The 16551-nt window shown below is 46.2% G+C and carries 20 protein-coding genes and 1 pseudogene; 2 read left to right on the top strand and 19 right to left on the bottom strand.

Features of this window, described 5'->3' with window-relative positions; genetic code table 11:
• Nucleotides 1–498, top strand: a 498-nt coding sequence (locus FDK13_RS33050) for an IS66 family transposase (RefSeq protein ID WP_137344300.1), incomplete at its 5' end; no start/stop codon positions are given.
• Between the two features lie 377 nt (nt 499–875).
• Here the strand turns inward: FDK13_RS33050 and FDK13_RS33045 are convergent.
• From FDK13_RS33045 to FDK13_RS33040, 3 genes are read right to left on the bottom strand one after another with little or no spacing between them, the layout of a single operon-like run.
• A complete protein-coding gene (locus FDK13_RS33045) occupies nt 876–2018 on the bottom strand; it encodes an IS91 family transposase (RefSeq protein WP_137344299.1) in 1143 nt (380 codons plus the stop codon).
• Complete coding sequence (locus FDK13_RS36825) at nt 2018–2188, bottom strand: tyrosine-type recombinase/integrase (RefSeq protein ID WP_374756123.1); 171 nt, start codon at nt 2186–2188, stop codon at nt 2018–2020. The genes FDK13_RS33045 and FDK13_RS36825 overlap by 1 nt, the downstream gene beginning before the upstream one ends.
• Nucleotides 2189–2238: 50 nt before the next feature.
• Nucleotides 2239–2940 (bottom strand): tyrosine-type recombinase/integrase, encoded by a 702-nt coding sequence (locus FDK13_RS33040; RefSeq protein WP_220417494.1) that lies wholly within the window; start codon nt 2938–2940, stop codon nt 2239–2241.
• 151 nt (nt 2941–3091) lie between these two features.
• Here FDK13_RS33040 and FDK13_RS36310 point away from each other — a divergent pair.
• Nucleotides 3092–3285: pseudogene (locus FDK13_RS36310) on the top strand (transposase domain-containing protein); the annotation flags it as partial.
• Nucleotides 3286–3336: 51 nt separating this feature from the next.
• Here FDK13_RS36310 and FDK13_RS33035 read toward each other — a convergent pair.
• The 16 genes from FDK13_RS33035 to FDK13_RS32960 form a co-directional block, all read right to left on the bottom strand.
• The gene (locus FDK13_RS33035) at nt 3337–4008 is read right to left on the bottom strand and encodes an AraC family ligand binding domain-containing protein (RefSeq protein WP_137344298.1); all 672 of its coding nucleotides are present in this window, start codon (nt 4006–4008) and stop codon (nt 3337–3339) included.
• An 82-nt stretch (nt 4009–4090) separates the two neighbouring features.
• The gene (locus FDK13_RS33030; protein ID WP_137344297.1) at nt 4091–4372 is read right to left on the bottom strand and encodes a hypothetical protein; all 282 of its coding nucleotides are present in this window, start codon (nt 4370–4372) and stop codon (nt 4091–4093) included.
• Nucleotides 4373–4394: 22 nt separating this feature from the next.
• Entirely contained in the window at nt 4395–4796 is a 402-nt protein-coding gene (locus FDK13_RS33025; protein WP_137344296.1) for a P-loop NTPase family protein, read from the bottom strand.
• Between the two features lie 144 nt (nt 4797–4940).
• Nucleotides 4941–5249, bottom strand: a complete 309-nt coding sequence (locus FDK13_RS33020) for a hypothetical protein (RefSeq protein WP_137344295.1) — start codon at nt 5247–5249, stop codon at nt 4941–4943.
• On the bottom strand, nt 5249–6334 hold the full coding sequence (locus tag FDK13_RS33015) for a hypothetical protein (protein ID WP_137344294.1): 1086 nt from the start codon (nt 6332–6334) through the stop codon (nt 5249–5251). The genes FDK13_RS33020 and FDK13_RS33015 overlap by 1 nt, the downstream gene beginning before the upstream one ends.
• A 31-nt stretch (nt 6335–6365) precedes the next feature.
• Complete coding sequence (locus FDK13_RS33010) at nt 6366–7163, bottom strand: hypothetical protein (RefSeq protein WP_181956158.1); 798 nt, start codon at nt 7161–7163, stop codon at nt 6366–6368.
• A 40-nt stretch (nt 7164–7203) separates the two neighbouring features.
• Nucleotides 7204–8037, bottom strand: a complete 834-nt coding sequence (gene traN, locus FDK13_RS33005) for a conjugative transposon protein TraN (RefSeq protein ID WP_137344293.1) — start codon at nt 8035–8037, stop codon at nt 7204–7206.
• 44 nt (nt 8038–8081) lie between these two features.
• Nucleotides 8082–9422 (bottom strand): conjugative transposon protein TraM, encoded by a 1341-nt coding sequence (gene traM, locus FDK13_RS33000; protein ID WP_137344292.1) that lies wholly within the window; start codon nt 9420–9422, stop codon nt 8082–8084.
• Between the two features lie 38 nt (nt 9423–9460).
• Nucleotides 9461–9868 (bottom strand): hypothetical protein, encoded by a 408-nt coding sequence (locus FDK13_RS32995; protein WP_137344291.1) that lies wholly within the window; start codon nt 9866–9868, stop codon nt 9461–9463.
• 47 nt (nt 9869–9915) lie between these two features.
• Nucleotides 9916–10533, bottom strand: a complete 618-nt coding sequence (gene traK, locus FDK13_RS32990; RefSeq protein ID WP_137344290.1) for a conjugative transposon protein TraK — start codon at nt 10531–10533, stop codon at nt 9916–9918.
• 30 nt (nt 10534–10563) lie between these two features.
• Entirely contained in the window at nt 10564–11664 is a 1101-nt protein-coding gene (traJ, locus tag FDK13_RS32985; RefSeq protein WP_137344289.1) for a conjugative transposon protein TraJ, read from the bottom strand.
• Between the two features lie 13 nt (nt 11665–11677).
• Entirely contained in the window at nt 11678–12313 is a 636-nt protein-coding gene (locus tag FDK13_RS32980) for a TerB family tellurite resistance protein (protein WP_137344288.1), read from the bottom strand.
• Nucleotides 12314–12319: 6 nt separating this feature from the next.
• Nucleotides 12320–12961 carry a hypothetical protein gene (locus tag FDK13_RS32975; RefSeq protein ID WP_137344287.1) on the bottom strand — a complete coding sequence of 214 codons (642 nt, stop codon included), beginning with the start codon at nt 12959–12961 and terminating at the stop codon, nt 12320–12322.
• 23 nt (nt 12962–12984) lie between these two features.
• Entirely contained in the window at nt 12985–13662 is a 678-nt protein-coding gene (locus FDK13_RS32970; RefSeq protein WP_137344286.1) for a conjugal transfer protein TraI, read from the bottom strand.
• A complete protein-coding gene (locus tag FDK13_RS32965; RefSeq protein ID WP_137344285.1) occupies nt 13656–16160 on the bottom strand; it encodes a TraG family conjugative transposon ATPase in 2505 nt (834 codons plus the stop codon). Before FDK13_RS32965 ends, FDK13_RS32970 begins: the two co-directional genes overlap by 7 nt.
• Nucleotides 16161–16218: 58 nt before the next feature.
• Entirely contained in the window at nt 16219–16551 is a 333-nt protein-coding gene (locus FDK13_RS32960) for a DUF4133 domain-containing protein (protein WP_137344284.1), read from the bottom strand.

The following is a 16551-nucleotide window of genomic DNA, read 5'->3' as shown; positions in this document are numbered from 1 at the left end:
GCCGAAACTGCGGTGTTGCTTATCCAGGAACTATATGCCGTTGAACGTCTTGCACGCGATAAAAATCTGGATCCGGAGCAGACTAAAGAGCTTAGATTGGAAAAATCATTGCCCACCTACAATCTGCTAGGCAAATGGATCAGCAGCAACATGTATAAAGCCCTTCCTAAAAGTCCGATCGGTATTGCCTTCCGGTATACTATTGAAAGATGGGATGAGCTGGGGCACTACATGTATGATGGAAGGCTTCAGTTGGACAATAACTGGGTGGAGAATGCAATTAGAGCCATTGCTGTGGGCCGAAAAAATTTCCTATTCGCCGGTAGCCATGAAGGTGCGCAAAGGGCGGCCATTACCTTTAGCTTCGCTGACCAGTGCAAACGCCATAAAGTAGACGCACACCAATGGCTGACACATGTCTTCGAAAATATAATCGATACAAAGCCAAGCCAATACTACAATTTACTGCCGCAAAATTTTGTAGCCAAAAATTCCTAAGTGTCAAGTTGTAGGCTCTTGGGTGGATACTTCTAAGAAGCTCAAAAGCGACTTTAGCATACTTACTTTACATAATCGTCAGCTATACATAATAAATAAGGCTTCGTCTGCGCGTAGCGCACAAGATGAAGCCTTGGTTGTACTAAACCGGGTGCCTGGGAGCTATATATTATGGGGATTGTTATCTGGGATGTCAGGTTCGAGGATGGTGCTGGTGGTCGGTTTTAGTTCTGGATAAGGGAGAACTATGTGGTTTTGCGTATTTTTCCATCTGCTTTCATCGTTTGGAGTGTTGTTATTCGACCTTTATCGTAACGTTTTCCATGCTTTTGGGTAATTCAGGACATAGCTCCGCCATGCACCGTTAAGCGCGCTTTTCAATTTATTCCCGCCACTTCTTTTTTGACCAGTGTTTTCCAGTCCGCGGGTGGTGCTTTCCCGTTGAACCTCAACACGGTGACCATGGTCTGCTGCATGCAGCAGGGGCATTGGAAGGGATTGTATTGCTGCGGCTGCGGCCTGCCTGCATTATGCGGGACAGGTTCCGGGAGCTGCGTTTTGATATCGGCGGCACACCTGCTTTTCGCCGTACTGCTCAGTATACCATAATGGCGTATGCGCACAAAACCTTTTGGCAGTATATGCAGGGAGAACCTGCGGATGAACTCCATGGCATCCAAGGTCATTTCTTTGGTTGCAGCTGCATGCCGGTAATCTTTATAGCTGAAGGCAACTTTTCCTTCCGATATATTTTTGAGCCGGTGATTGCTGATCGCGATTTTGTGGGTGTACCGTCCCAGGTATTCAATGACACTCTGCGGGCCGTTGAACGGGCGTTTGGCATATACCACCCAATCCTTGCCATATAGCCCATCAACCAATCCGGGGGTGATATGTTCCGGCAATTCCTCTTTCAGGGCACTGATGAACCGGGAACGGAACACCTTGCCCATGGCCTTCACGGAAAACAGGTATTTGCCCTGTGATCTGGCGGTTTTCCATTTACCCTGCGGGCTGAGCCCACCACCCGGCACGATGCAGTGCAGGTGTGGGTGCAGGCTTAGGGTCTGTCCCCAGGTATGGAGTATGGCAATCATCCCGGTTTGGGCGCCCAGCCATTTCGGGTCACTCCCGAAACTGCGGAGTACGTCCCATGCCGTCCTGAACAGGATGCTGTAGACCGCCTTTCCCTGGTACAGGCAAAGCGGGTTCAGTATATCGGGCAGGGTAAACACAACGTGGAAATAAGGAACGGGCAACAGCTCGCGTTCCCTTGCCTGTATCCATTGCTCACGTTGCCTGCCCTGGCATTTGGGACAATGGCGGTTCCTGCAGCTGTTGTAGCTGATCCGTTCGTGGCCGCAATCGGCGCACACGTCCACATGCGAGCCCAGCGATGCCGTGCGGCATCGCCTGACAGCATCCAGGGTGCGCAGCTGCCAGATATTGAACGTTCCGCCTCGCTGCACGGATGGCCAATGTGCGTCCAGCACATCGGCCACTTCGTGCCGGGCGCGCATCAGGCCTGTCCGTATAGATTGTCCAGCGGGCTCATGACCGACCGGATGGACGGTTTGGCCACATGCAGGTAAACCATGGTGGATTCGATGTAGGCGTGTCCCAAGAGTTCCTTCACCACGATGATGTGCACGCCCTGTTCCACCAGGTGGGTGGCGAAGCTATGGCGCAGGGTGTGCGGATGGACGTGCTTTGCGATCCGGGCCTTCCTGGCCGCCTCGGCTACCCCCCTGCCCGCGAATAGGCTTCGCCTGACCGGTTGACAAACAGGTAATCCACAGGGACTTCTTCCAGTATATATCTTTTAAGGCCCCTGCACAGCATTTTCCCCAGCGGGAGGTACCGATCCTTGGAGCCCTTTCCCTGGCGGACATGGACCATGCCCCTTTCCAGGTCGATGTCGGTGGTTTTCAATTGCTGGAGTTCACTAGTACGGAGCCCGCAACCGTAGAGCAATCCATTCATGATGCGGTGCTTCAGGAGATTGCAGGCTGTCAGCAACGCTTTCATCTCCGATCCGTTGAGTACCACTGGGAGTTTTCTGGGACTCTTAATCGTCGGCAAGGCAAACCGGCTGTAATCCAATCCGCGCATTTTGCAGGCGTAGCGCATGCCGTGGACAGTGAAGTTGAAAAATGACTGCGATAGATTGCCCTGGCTTTTGACCAGGTGTAGGTAATCCATCACCTGGTCGGGTTCCAGTTCCAGAGGTATCACTCCATAATGCAGCGCTAAATGCGCTAGTTGCCTGGAATAATTCGTCAATGCGCTCTGGCTCTTCCCGTTGATGCTGATGGATCGCGCCAGCTCTTGGCAAAGTTCCCTGAAACCCGTTACTTTGTCGCATGCCCGTTGTACGACGGTGACATAATCCCCGGATGCGCCTTGCGCACCGGAAACCCGTTGTTTCTGAATGAAATCCATTTGAGTTTAAAATTTTATTGCAAAGCAACTCAAAGCACCCCGAGGCAACAACGGGTGCCTTACTTTTCTCCAATGCTTCACACTGGATAGGAACTATGAGGGGACTACCGTAGGTTTAGTTCAACCGATGTTATGTAAAGCTTTACATAAGCTGGGACGTAAGAATTTTTTGTTCGCAGGCAGTCACGAAGGTGCCAGGCGCGCAGCAGTAATGTATTCCTTCATCACTCAATGCAAAAAAATAACATCAATCCGCATCAATGGCTAAAAGTTGTCTTCGAAAATATCCTGGACACCAAGCCTAGTCAATACCATATCCTCCTGCCGCAGAACTTGCTAGAGTAAAATCTTCAATAGCCAACACGTGGTTGCTTGGGCGGATACGATGTATCGCCCTTACGTTTGATTTAGGCATAGGGTGGAACCAATTTGTTGCTGAAAGACACGTACAAGGTGAAATTGACTAAGGCAAGGTATTTGCGCTAACTTTTGAAGACTGATGTTATCGGTGAAGCAAGCTTCGATATAATCCCGCACTTTTTTCACTTTTTGATTTTCGTGTCCGACTGGGGGCACAGCAATAGAGGAGTCTGAATGACGCACAATGAACTCAATCATTGTCTCAAGTAGCGTAGATTCCTGCTGGAGTTTGCCATGGGCGGTTAATTCAAGCATTTGATGTAAATGATGCAGGCTGCGTGAAAGGGATGGATCGTTTATCACTCCATGTCGGAAGAACGGGATCCTGGCAACTTGCCCGGTTGCCTGGGCAAAGGTGTTTGCTAAGAAATCAGGATCTATGTAAAACATTCTGTATCGCCAGCCCTCCGGGGCCTGGGCATTTCCCGTATGGAATTCTCCGGCATTACAAACATTAATACAGCCCTGTGAAGCCACCAAATGTCTGCCTCTGTACGAAAAGCCCAGATTTCCATATTCAATTACCCCCACAGCGAATTCTTCATGCATATGTCTGCTAAACGATTGCAGAATATAACTAGCGTGCAACATTTCAATTCCTCTAATATAAGGCAACCTCCAGAATTTGATTTTTTCGGATATATCCATCAGTTTAATGTACAAAATATGTCTCAATTATCAAGCAACAGACTATAATTTTGAAATCCTCATTTTAACTTAAAGCCTTTGTTTACATTTTTGCGTCAAAGTTAATATCCAGTTCATGTCTGAGCCGGAGCATGGGACCCATCTGATAGGTTTCCAGACCTAGTCCATCGATTATGCCATTAAGAATACGGCCTCCAAGGTAGCTCTCTGGCTCAAAGTAGGCAAAGCTCCTTAAGGGTACATCAAGCTTTTCACAGGTTTGATCAAGCTGATCAGAAAGCTGCGGAAATGGACTGAACGTGCCCTGGTTTTTCCATACGGTAAGCTCGAACCATGGATCCACAGCGTTGCATATCCTTGTCAAATACTGCTCACACGGCTGATAATTACCACCACCTGCGACTATTATATGAAAGTGGAGATATTAGACCCAGTGCATCGCAATCCGGTGCAAACTCGGGATTCTGCAGATCAAGTTCAAGTATTTGTCTGCTTTCCAGGCTGCCAAAATCAATAAATGACTCATTTTCAAATGATAACATATTTAGACTTTGAATAAAAGTAGCAAGATCAATTTTGCCCGGACTTTGTCCTGTTGTCTGAATGGACAACGTAGTTTTTCGTTTTTCCGGTAGAAAAATTAACTGATTGTTTGAAGTCCTGGCAAAGCCATCGGCATCCACAAATAAGGAAGAGCTGCCCATCTCAGACAAAGCCCTCAAATAAGTGAACAAACTTTTGCCTGTACCGCCTTTTCCCTGAAGTATAAGATTGATTTTACGTGCCATATTTTATGAAGTAATTGTTCTTGATGGTTTTATTAAATGCTGTTACATTCTCACAATTCGTATTTGAATAGCGCTGTTTCGTATAGTCTGTATCCAATATCAGACTGGCTCAGATCAGGACTGGGTTTTACGATCTTAACTTTTTTAGTCACCACGTTCTTCCGAAGGTTTCAGATATAAGAAAATCTTGCTTGCCTTTCCTTTATAATAGGAGGGCAGATATCTGATATATCCATACTGCACCAGTTGGCGCAAAAGCTTTTGGTAGGTAGCGGTGCTGGCAATTCTTGAAAGCCGCATGATCTCTTTTCCAAAAGCGTCTACTGGCCCCTTAAAGCCCTGTTTTTCCCACAGGCAAATCAGTGTCACACACAGTCCTATATGCGAAATGCCCAGACGCTGATCTTTTTCAATGGCTGAAAAAAACACAGTTAAAATCGAATCCTTTTTCATTATCTTACTTTTTGACCATTTTTCTTAGATTGCTGCTCACTTACCACCTGAGTTTGTTCTGTAACTTTCAAAGCTGCTTTTTCAGGTCCCGATAATGCCTGCGCGATGCTGATTTTCTTTTGATGCTCGTCGTAAACATTCAGCGTTTTATACTGCGGGTTTGCTTCTATGGAAAGATTAACCTCTTTTCCTTCCCGCATGATGGTCACCTGCGGTTTTTCACCGCGACTTAAGGCATCAAGTAGCGTCTGTTGATCTTTCGCGGTCAGGCTTTCTTTCACACCGAGTTGACTCACGGCTTTTTGCAGGTCAAAACCATAATCTTTGTGAAACTCTTTTAATTTATGGTTTCCAGATGGATCCTGATCGTTAAAATCGAGCTGTATCCATCTAGATTTAGAACCTTGATTGATATCAAAAGTCTCAATTTTTATAGCCCTGCCAGAAAGAAGGTTTTGAGCCTGCGAAGCGCTGATTTGATCTTCGGAAGAGAATGTTTGTTTTTTTGATTCTTGCGGCTTATTCGTATCAGTCAGTGCTGCCTGGTATTTTTCAAACCGGTACGCACCGCTTGCATCTTTGGCAAAGGACAGATTGATATCCATTTTTTGATTTTCACTGATGTAATAGGACAAAGGGAGCGAAAATTCCCTTTGTCCCTGTTTGATTTGCTGTGCGAGCTTCGAGCCGACATCTTCAAATCCAGCCTTGGCAACAGCCTCTTTCAGATCAGCCAGATTACGGTCGGAGGAAATCGTAGTCTGCATGGCCGCTTGCCGTTCACGGAATGGAGCCAGTACTCTTTGCAAAAGCCGCATCCACAGGTTTGGGTAAACCTGTTTTCGAAGCAAATCCTGCTGCCGCGCTAAAATAATGAGCGTCATTCTTTCTTCCGGCGCATTTGAGCGGCCGTATTTGGATTGCAAATGCTTATAAAAACCAAGCTTTTCTTTTAAAAACGCCTTATCTTTTAATATCTCAGGAGAAAAAAGTTTTTCAAACTTTAGTTCACGGGCTTTCCACTCGTTTAGCTCCTTCGCTATCCTGTTTGATGTAATCTCATTATTTACATGTGGCTGCTCCATGATCTGTATGATTTAGATAAAGCAAAGGCTATTAAACTGAAACTCCCTTTCTTTTTCCCTGCCTGGCTGGCTCATCGTTTTCCGGGCTTTTAACATCCTGTTTTTTACCGCCCTGATTTTCGCTTTGCTGCTGGGATTGGCTTTCACCCTGGCCTTGCTTTTCTGTTTGTGTGCTGCGGATCCGCTGCTGACGTTCATCATAAACAGCAACCGATTTGAACTGCGGATTGGCTTCAATAAAGCGTTTTTGTTCTGCCCCGTCCTGAGTAAAGGTGACCGCCTGACGGTTCCCTTTTTGAAGCGATTCGATCAGACGCGATTTGTCCGTATCATTGCCAAGCTCTTTGATTGGATGTTTAGAAAGTGCTTTTTCAAGTTCAAATCCGTATTTTTCACTGAATTGTTTGACTTTGTAATTTCCGCTGGGATCTGCTTCCTTAAAATCCAGCTGTACCCAGGCGTTGTAGAGTTTTCCATCCTTGTTTGTCAGATCCTTATTCACTGCGCGGCCATTAAGCAGGTTGTAAGCTTCTTTTTGGGTAATGTTGCCTGCTTCTTTATTGATGTAAAACTTCTGCTCGATAGCCTTCTGTTCGTTTTCTTTTTTGAGCGAAGCGGTGTAGCTATTAAAAAAGAACATATCAGTCTGGTTGGACTTTTTGAACTGCAATACCGAACTCAGCTCATCCTTGCCATAAGCGGTGGTATGTTTTAGCTGGAACTCTGTTTGCGATTTGGCAAGGTTGGCTTTAAGCTGTGATTCCAGCTCTTGTCCGAAACCGGTGAATTTGACCTGGTCTTTGAGATAATCGAAATTTTTCTCATTCATGATCGTAAGTATTTAATGGTTAATGAAAATGTTACTGTATTTATGAAAGTGGCTTGGCACGGACGATGGCCCTGTTCTGTACCTGCAGCTGCATATGCCTCCCTCCCTTTTTCTCCATGAGCTGAATGGTGAGCTGTTTTTGATCAGGAATAGTGAATTTGTCGAGTGCAAAGACAAATACATGGAAACTATTTGCTCCAACCGCAGAAGTATCCTGATGGACGTAAACAGGCATTATCTCCCTTTCCTGCACAGCCGTGCGTTTTACCCGTTTTTTATCGCGGATGAAAAATCGGAGGTTTTCAATATCGTAGGCGATATTCGAGTGGTTTTCAAGTTGTAAACGGTAGAAAATCACATCTTCCCTGATGTAAAGCCCACTCAGTGCAAACCGCGCCTTGTCACTTCGATCCCTGATTCTATGGACTTTGTTTTTATCTGAAAGAGCCAGCTCTGAGCTGTGCTTGATCACAGCCTGATTGCTTTGTTGAAATAGGGCGGATGAAGCGGGCTTGTTTTTGTCAGGGATCAGCTCGATGTTCAGTTGCAAGGGCTCGTCTGAGTAACTGACTACAAAAGAGTACAACTTTCCGTCCGAGGTAACTACGGTCAGGTTCGTCTGGACAAATCCTTTGTTTGCAGCTTTCACCTGTAAGATGTTCTCAATGCCTTTTGCTTTTTGGGCCAGCACATCCCGGCTTCCGCGGTCAACACTTTTAATGGCAAACGGAAAGATCAGGTTGACTGTTTTGTGATAAGTGATCTCCAACGGAAAAGGCTCAATGACAAAGAGCTCTACATTTTGAGCAAATGCCTTTCCGCTGATCACAAGCATCAGCAGGGCCAGTATACGGCCGATTCGGTTTCTCTTCATGATTTATAGAAATTAAAGTGAAAGTATAGATCCTCTAAACGGGCTTACATCGACGCTCCATTACCATCCCGCAGCAGCACCTGGTAACCTGCTTTTAGTGATACCTGAACAAGACGTGCCTTTTTGCCGATGAGTGTTTTTGCTGCCTGGATACCTGCACTGGCCGCCTGTGCTCCAAGCGAAGGATCGAGCGATCCGATGGCTACCCCCTGAATATCCTGGCCTAAGGACTGTTTAGCCACATCTCGGCTGATGGCGTCCGGAATGTGAATACCCGCAATTCCGTCCAGATCATAAACAGAAAGCTTGACGGGCAGCAGCGAGTTTTCATAGCGGATTGAAACAATTTGCACCATAAGCCTTTCACCGTTTAGTGAGGCCTGCCCAAATACAAAACTGTCCTTTGGAATCAATACACCGCCAACATAAACATCTCCGGTCAGCCGCAGTTTGACTGTTGCTCCTGTTACCAGCTGCTGGTCCTGGTGCACAACAGCAGGTATGGCGTTGCCCGCATTGGCTGTAACGTCCTGATCCAGTGAGAAGAAGCCATTCTGCTGAAAAGGCAGTTCGGAAATTAAGTTATCAGTCAAGGAATCGGCGGCTATCGTATTTTCTAATGTGGTAACCGGGTTTTCGACGGGCTGGGTTGTGACAGGGAAAATCTGGTTTTCATTTTCCTGCGATTGTTTCTGCAAACGGTCTGTGACGCGCTCAGGGTGCTGAATGTCCATCACCTTTTCCAGCAATTCATTAAGTTCCTTCATTTCCGGGTCTTGTGGGTCCACCTCAGCCTCTCCCTCAAGTCCAGCCATCAAAGATTCCAATCTTTGCATGTCAGGTCCAGTGTCTGTCTCGCCAGTAACAGTTGAAGGAATTTGATTTTTGACGGACTTATTCTCAGCTTCAAAACCGGGCTCAGCAGACGCTGCAAGGACGGCATCAAGTTCTTTAAGCTTGCCATAAACCTTTGCTTCGTTGGGATCCGAATAGCGTTTTCCCTTATAGGAAACCGGAGTTACACGCTTATGTTTTCCGTTGGGCCCTTCCAGTGATTGGAGTGTCATTAGGGGATTTTCGCTTTCGGAAACGAGTTCATCCTTTCTGTACGGGTCTTTTTTTATTTGCTCGGCCCGTTTGGCAGAATCTTCGGCAGCTTTCTGGTAGTAGCTGAGTTTGTCCATGGGTTTACCTTCCTTTAAGGCCGGATCAGGCAAATTAGTATTCAGCCCCGTAGGTTCTGCTACCGTTGTTTCATGCTTCTTTACATTTTTAACGACTGCGGCCCAGTAAAAGAAGGTCAGAAATGGGAGTACCAAAAGGGGTAGGAAGGTGTAAAACTTGCGTTGTTGCAAGAAACGGGCAGAGTATGTCCTGTTTTCCATGATTGTTAAATTTTAATAGGTTACAATAGATTTTAAGTTCAAGGTTTGTAGTATTGCGGGTTTTCAAGACTGTCCCGTTTGACTTCGCGCTCGAGACTATCCAGATAGCGGGCGAATGCCGACTGTTTTTGGAGCTTTTCTTTTTCTCCGGACTGGCCAAAGGGCCATAATCTTCTAAATTCAATTTTTTCAACCCGTGAAGCAACGTGTGAAAATATACCGTCTTCAAACAGGTAAGTGCAGTAAGAACCCGATCCCAACGCTAAGGCAATTAATAATGCTTTGAGCCATTTATGTGGGAGTCTGCGTGCATACTTATCCATAATTGTGGCCCAATAGCACTGGACACGGCTTATGTTCCCGGCAATTTTTCTGGCGATGCTATCCGTTTTAGAGTCATTCGGTTGTGGTTTGGTGGCCCTGTGGGCATTGAATCTGTAAAACATATTTTGGCTGTTTAAAAGTGAAGAATCAAAAACAGGCGCGCCTGCTGTCAGCGGTTTTGTACACTGATATCCTTGTTTTCAGTGGTCTCCCACTTTTCGATCAGAAACCCGTGCGGATTGTTATCGCTGCGGGAAATGGTGCGCAGGTATCCTTCGGTGATGAGCCTGCGTGAAACGATACTGGTAGGCCGGATGATGCGCTGCACCCCAATGCACTTAAAGTAATAGGGATAGACAGAGATATCCACTTCAACACTGTCGATCTGCACCTGCTGGCTGATGTTACCTGAAATGATTCCGGTGTAATACCCCGACTCTTTCAGGTTGTCATACTGCTTCTTTGCTGAGGCGTCAGCCAGGTAAAGTGCTTTGGAAACATTGGCGGCAATAGTCTTGTCGTCGGGGTCCAGGGTGAAAAACAGACGGTGGAAGGTGGCAACATGATCGCGTGCCTCGACTGGGATGTTCTCACGGCGCTGGGAGGCATAAGCGTCCAGTACCTTGCCCTCTGCAAGAATATAAACAGTCCCCTGCGCAGTCTGTACGAGCTGGTAGCTTTTGTAAAGGGCAAAACAGCAGAAGACCATGCTGCCACAGACCACCACTAGTGTAAAAAGCCGGATATGTCTGAATGCCGTATCAATATTTTTGGCTTTGGTAAACATGAGTTGGATGGTTTTATTAAATAATCAAAATCAGGGCCTCTTGGCAGGGGCAGGTAATCTGCCGAAACCACCCCCGGCCGGAAATGCGTAGTTACCAACGCCAGTTACCGTATTTCCCAAAAGTGCAGTGGTTTTATGCAGCAGCGCATTGCCTCCACCTGCCTGGATAATGTAACCTGCGACGGACGGGACTGAGAGATATCCTACAATCCCTATGATCAGAAATATCAGATAAGCCATATCGTTGGCACTAAAAAACGTGTCACCACTTTCCTGTACCTGCCGGATATCGAGTGCAATCATTTTCTCCTGGATTTTTCCAATGATGGCCCCGAAAATATTGGCAACAGGAAGCCAAAGGAAAATATTGATGTAGCGCGCAATCCATGCTGTCAGTGTATGTTGAAAACCATCAAATACAGCAATGCCAAAAGCAATGGGGCCGATGATGGCCATCACGATCAGATAAAAGGTCCTGATGGTATTGATGCAAAGCGCAGCTGCTTCAAAAAGAAGTCTTAGCACCTCACTGATCATGGCTTTGATCGAATTGCGGAAGTTGTATGATTGTTTGGCCATAAAAAACTTGATATCGTTGGGGATTCCTTCTCCAAAACCTTCCGAATAATTTTCGCCATACGTGTATTTCAGCCACATTTCCCGGCTGCCTTTACTGTCATCGCCCACATACATCTGCCAGAAATCGGATTGCTTAATTGCTTCTTCTTTCTTTTTTAACAGTACTGCGATCGCCTTATCGGAATCTTTGACCATCCCGGCAGTGCCACGGACAGTTGGCGATAGCACGGCATTGATCATAGCGATCACCGAAGGGAAAATCAGGATCGCAAAACCGAGAACAAACGGACGGAATAGCGGATAAAAATCAATAGTTTCGGCGTTAGATAAATGTCGCCACACCCGGTGAGCAATGTACCAGATGGCTGCAAAACCGGCAATACCGCGGCCGACGTTAATCAGTTTGCTGCAAAGCGGTAGCATCTCCTGATAGAGCGAGTCAAGTACACTGTTTAATCCCCGGATCTGCTCTGGAAACCCCTGGGCCATGCATAGGCCGGGCAATACAGCCGCTGCGATCACCAGTAGGATGATCCTGAATAACTTGTCCATACATGTTCGTTGTTTAAGGTTCTATATCGTACATTTTTTTTCTGAGCTCAATATCCGCTTTTTCAGAGGCTCTCTGAGCCCCCAGTACGGCGCTGTTGCTGTTAAAATGGCGCAGGAAGGTCAGCTTATCTGTCATGTCCTCGTAGATGCTGTCAATAAGCCGCAGCCTTTCGTCATCGGATGCCCTGAGTTTTTTGGCGGTTAGAACGGTTGTCAGCGCATCAAGATTTTTTACACTTCCCTGGATCAGATCCGTGTAAACGTCCTCCATATACGCGAGCTCATCCTGTGTAAAATTGTCTGTCGAAGAGAGCTTTTGGTAGGCTGTCCTGTATTCTTTTACCAGCGCGAGCTGACACTGAATAATGTCTTGTACCCTGGAATATTTTTTGACTGCTGGGCTGACCTGCAACAGGCCATCCAAAAAAGCTTCATGCAGCTTGAAGTTCCCGCGGGAAAGATCGCGTATCGTATTATACCCTTTGAAAAGAATCTCATAACCCGCTTTGAGTTCTTTGAGGATCTTTCGAAGCTGATTGAGCTTTTCAATGTTCAGGATCAGTTGAGTTACCTCAGCGGTCTGGGCCTCGGCCCTGGTGACTGGTACCAGCAAGAAAGCGAGAAGTAATAATGTCAATGATATTTTCATGTCGTTTCAGTTTATGCCATGCAGTGCACGGCTATTGTCAATATTATCTTGTTCTGATCTGCGCTGCGTTGAGAGAGTAGTAGCTTGCTCAAAGATTTGCCTGGCAAAAAGGTAAATTTGTTGCGACTGCCTGTAAAGCATTTCAATGCGCTGGACCCTTGCGTCGTCGGTCATTTTTAGTTTACGGTCTTTGGTCACTTCATCCAAATTATCCAGCACATCGACCCCGTCCCAAGCCAGCTGATCAAAAACGGATTTGATGTAGCGTTTTTCCTGCGAGGACAACCAGTCATTTGCCGCAAGCAGATCACCCAGCTGGTAATAAAGCCTGATCGTGTAGACGATTTGATATACCGCTGCTGAGGCCACCGGATGTTTGCTAATCGCTGGCTTGACAATACTTAGGGAATCAAACCTGTTTTTGTGTAATTTGAACTCGCCACGTCTAATATCACCAATCGTCGTTAGCCCCTCTTTTGCTATTTTATATCCTTTTTTAGTCAGTTCCAGATAGATTTTAAGCTGCGCGATCTGCTCGATCAGATACTGCTTCTGCGTCTTTTTCTGACGAAACCATTCCTTGAATTTCTGACAATACCCCGTATTGGATATCAATAGGAATGCCAATATGATCAGTCCCTTTTTCATTGCATATCATTTCAAAAGAAATCTTATTCTATCCCGTAGAGCTCTTTGACCACCTTGGCATCAAATTCGTCTTTTGCCCTGGAAAGACTCAGCCGCTTGTTTTCATTATTGAAAGTGCTAAGCTCGTCGTATACTTTATCAACCTGCTTTGCCGCCTGGTCTATGATCTCCAGCCTTTTAACATCACTCATCTGTGTAGTAAAGGATTTGACTACAAGCGTGAGAAGGTCAACGTTTTTGGTAGTCTCTTCCATAATTCCCGTATATACCTTCTGCATGTACAGCAGCTCAGAAGCGGTGAAATGCTTATCGTTTTGAAACAGAGACCAGGCCTTTTGATACTGCTCGACGATCATGGCTTCTTTCTGAGCAATTTCCTTAATACGGAAATAGTAAGAGATGACCGCTTTTACTTTTTTGAGCTCCTCGTAATATTTCCGGTACAGGTCCCGCTGTTTTTTAACCCAGTCGGCAATCTGCTCGAGCTTTAGTTTGGCCATCGTGTTTTCCAGTGCCTTCTGTGCGTTCTGCAATTTGATGACCTTATTCTGTCTTCGCTGGATCATCAAATCCACTGCCTTTACGACTTTTTTGATCGCTGCTTTGATGATCGCAGCCCAGGGATTTACCGCATGAGCTTCCGGAATTGGTCCTAACGTGGCACTGATCAGCACCAGCGTGAAAATGAATCGCTTTAACATGGGTGAGATACTGTTTGGTGAAATAATTGCTTATCCGCTCTGGAGCGCATTTCTTCTGCCAGAACCCTGATCCCGTTCTCGATACTGCCATACTTTTTAGAATACTCGGCTACCTTGATCTTTTCGGTCTGCTCAGTCGTGTAGGCCAGATATTCGCTCGGACTCACCTCGGTCCGGTAAACCCTGGATAATGTGCCGCCCAGGCTGATGAAAACTTCCTTGTATTTTCGAAGCGGGTCATTGGCTTTGTTAACCGACAGCACGAGCGCTTTTTCTTTTTCGGTCAGTCCTAGCAGTTCTTGAATCTGATCGAATTTGTTTTGATATTTGGACTGGTCCAAAAGGATCTTGCAATCCGAGTTATTGATAATGGCCTGCTTGACAATAGGAGAAGAGATAATATCTTCAACTTCCTGTGTGACTACAATCGCCTCGCCAAAAAACTTACGGACGGTTTTAAAGAGGTATTTGATGTATTCCGCCATGCCTTCTTTTGCAATCGCTTTCCAGGCTTCTTCTATTAATATAATCTTACGGATACCTTCCAGTTTTCTCATCTTGGAGATGAATACTTCCATAATGATGATGGTAACAATGGGGAATAAAATTGGATGCTCTTTTATATTATCTAGTTCAAAGACGATAAACCGCTCACCCAAAAGATCTAAATTCTCGGTAGCATTTAACAGATAATCAAACTCGCCGCCTTTGTAATAGGGCATGAGCACGTACAGAAAATTATTGATATCGAAATCCTGATCCTTGACTTTGTCTTGTTTGAGTATAATGGTGAACTCGTCTCGGACGAACTCGTAAAACGAATTGAAACTGGGGGGCATCGCCGCCTTTTTGTTAACGTTTGCGTAGTATAGCGAAAGCGCATTCGAAAGCGCCACATACTCAGAACGCCTGAAAACCTCATCATCCTTTTTCCAAAGTGCCAAAAGCAGCGTTTTAATACTTTCTTTTTTCTCGGTATCCAGTTGCCCGGTCGGTCCTAAATAAAAGGGGTTGAATTTGATGGGATTGTTTTCGTCATAAGTGAAATAATATCCGCCTACCATATCACAAAGACCTTTGTAGCTGTGGCCTACATCCACCAGAACAATATGTGCTCCTGATTCATAATAGCTTCTGACCATGTGGTTGGTAAAAAAGCTCTTACCACTGCCCGAAGGCCCAAGGATAAACTTATTCCGGTTTGTGCATATACCCATCCGGATAGGTTCATCGGATATGTCCACATGCACAGGCTTTCCGGTAAGCCGATCCCCAAGCCGCATACCCACCGGGCTGTCAGAGCTCCGGTACCCGCTTTCCAAATTCAGAAAACAGGCTGCCTGCTCGGCAAATGTGTCAAAGGTCTCGTTGATCGGAAAATCAGCGGCATTCCCAGGGATGCCCGCCCAGAAAATCTGAGCTGCACCTGTGGTTTCCACTTTGGCTGCAATATCCATCTGAGCCAGCGCAGACGATACCGTGCTTTTCAGTTCTTTGAGCCCGCTTTGTGAATCGGTCCAGGCCAGCACATTGAAGTGCGCTTTGACCGGAAGGCGCTGCTGGCTGATTGCCTCGTTTAAAAACTCGTTGGTAGCATCCAGGGCCAGCGAATTTTCCCTGGCATAAACCGAAAGGGATTGGAGTCTGAGCCTTTTGCTTTCGAGCCGTTTGAGGGTTTTGTCAGCATCCTCTATGAAAATAAACTGATTGAAAATGTGGTTGCAGTTCAGTAGTTGTCCCAGCTGTGATGCAAAACCGGTGCTGAACTTGGTTTTATCAGTTGAATACCGCTCGTAGGTAACTGATGGACTGCATAGTCCTGGCAGATCTGCCGCATCTGCCAAACTGTAAAGCTGGCAAAACCGGTCGCCGATCTGTATGCCTTTATCAAAGTGCATATCGCGGATTAGCCTTCCCTTATCCCCGGCAGTCAGATAGCAGTACTTCTCAATAAGCCCGGATGTATGCGCCTGACTGAAAAGCTCCTGCTCTTTAAGCTGACGCATCTTTACAAACCCAGAATCTTCCATGATCCTTCTGAACTGCCCGGCTGAGTCAAGAAAATCGTGCAACGACTGGGTGCTTAATGTCTGCTGCGGCACCAAGCTCGGCCGGATCAGATTGGAAAATAGCGAGCTCGATAGCTTACGATCAAGTGGCTTTTTGGTCAGCATGACATAGCAGCTGTGGTCCAAAAAAGGCCGTCCTGTAAAAAAGTCTTCGCTGCTGCGGCTCAGAAAACTGGCATCTGTTCTGGTTAAATCAGGTGAATACCTGCTATCAATAAACCAATCCTGTTTTTGAAAGACACTGCCTACGGGCAACATTCTCAAAGCTTTGACCCAGGTCTGGTGAAAGGCGCCGTACTGCGGATCAGATAGCGTAAATATCTCGGGCAGCTCAGCCTGGAAAACCATGGTCATGTCTCCTTGTTTGGAAAGGATACAGCCATGCTCAATATCAAGGACCGGTAATAAATCATCCAGCAACTTTTCCATCTCTACACTTGATTTATCTTGAAAAAAATGAAATTATTTGGCTGCGTAAGCCGGCTGGTCAATGCGCATCTGTCTTTCTGCCAGACTTGAAAACCTTGCGAGACCTGGATTTTAAGACCATGGGAACGCTGCGTTTAGCCAGGGCTTTGGTCAGTCCATGCTCTCCATATGTGGCGCTTAAATGGTAGATGCCCATGATCATCGCAGCACCCAGACACAGCGTAATACCCAGACAGATATAAGTATTGACTTTGACCATGTACATGACTGCATACAGGATTAAAAGTGCGAACATGCCGGCTCCCATGTACCATATGTACTGCGCGCGCAGACCCTTAAACACAATACTTTTGTTAATTCCTTTATTGATCTGGTAGGTGCTGTTTGCCAT

The organism is Dyadobacter frigoris (assembly GCF_005280585.1).
Lineage (GTDB): Bacteria > Bacteroidota > Bacteroidia > Cytophagales > Spirosomataceae > Dyadobacter > Dyadobacter frigoris.
This window is presented reverse-complemented; position numbering and strand designations above follow the sequence as displayed.

Excerpts from the sequence above, each read along its gene's own strand:
- FDK13_RS33045 (WP_137344299.1), bottom strand. The coding sequence starts at position 2,018 with ATGCGCGCCCGGCACGAAGTGGCCGATGTGCTGGACGCACATTGGCCA.
- FDK13_RS33040 (WP_220417494.1), bottom strand. The coding sequence starts at position 2,940 with ATGGATTTCATTCAGAAACAACGGGTTTCCGGTGCGCAAGGCGCATCC.
- FDK13_RS33035 (WP_137344298.1), bottom strand. The coding sequence starts at position 4,008 with ATGGATATATCCGAAAAAATCAAATTCTGGAGGTTGCCTTATATTAGA.
- FDK13_RS33025 (WP_137344296.1), bottom strand. The coding sequence starts at position 4,796 with ATGGCACGTAAAATCAATCTTATACTTCAGGGAAAAGGCGGTACAGGC.
- FDK13_RS33020 (WP_137344295.1), bottom strand. The coding sequence starts at position 5,249 with ATGAAAAAGGATTCGATTTTAACTGTGTTTTTTTCAGCCATTGAAAAA.
- FDK13_RS33015 (WP_137344294.1), bottom strand. The coding sequence starts at position 6,334 with ATGGAGCAGCCACATGTAAATAATGAGATTACATCAAACAGGATAGCG.
- FDK13_RS33010 (WP_181956158.1), bottom strand. The coding sequence starts at position 7,163 with ATGAATGAGAAAAATTTCGATTATCTCAAAGACCAGGTCAAATTCACC.
- traN (WP_137344293.1), bottom strand. The coding sequence starts at position 8,037 with ATGAAGAGAAACCGAATCGGCCGTATACTGGCCCTGCTGATGCTTGTG.
- traM (WP_137344292.1), bottom strand. The coding sequence starts at position 9,422 with ATGGAAAACAGGACATACTCTGCCCGTTTCTTGCAACAACGCAAGTTT.
- FDK13_RS32995 (WP_137344291.1), bottom strand. The coding sequence starts at position 9,868 with ATGTTTTACAGATTCAATGCCCACAGGGCCACCAAACCACAACCGAAT.
- traK (WP_137344290.1), bottom strand. The coding sequence starts at position 10,533 with ATGTTTACCAAAGCCAAAAATATTGATACGGCATTCAGACATATCCGG.
- traJ (WP_137344289.1), bottom strand. The coding sequence starts at position 11,664 with ATGGACAAGTTATTCAGGATCATCCTACTGGTGATCGCAGCGGCTGTA.
- FDK13_RS32980 (WP_137344288.1), bottom strand. The coding sequence starts at position 12,313 with ATGAAAATATCATTGACATTATTACTTCTCGCTTTCTTGCTGGTACCA.
- FDK13_RS32975 (WP_137344287.1), bottom strand. The coding sequence starts at position 12,961 with ATGAAAAAGGGACTGATCATATTGGCATTCCTATTGATATCCAATACG.
- FDK13_RS32970 (WP_137344286.1), bottom strand. The coding sequence starts at position 13,662 with ATGTTAAAGCGATTCATTTTCACGCTGGTGCTGATCAGTGCCACGTTA.
- FDK13_RS32965 (WP_137344285.1), bottom strand. The coding sequence starts at position 16,160 with ATGGAAAAGTTGCTGGATGATTTATTACCGGTCCTTGATATTGAGCAT.
- FDK13_RS32960 (WP_137344284.1), bottom strand. The coding sequence starts at position 16,551 with ATGGCAAACAGCACCTACCAGATCAATAAAGGAATTAACAAAAGTATT.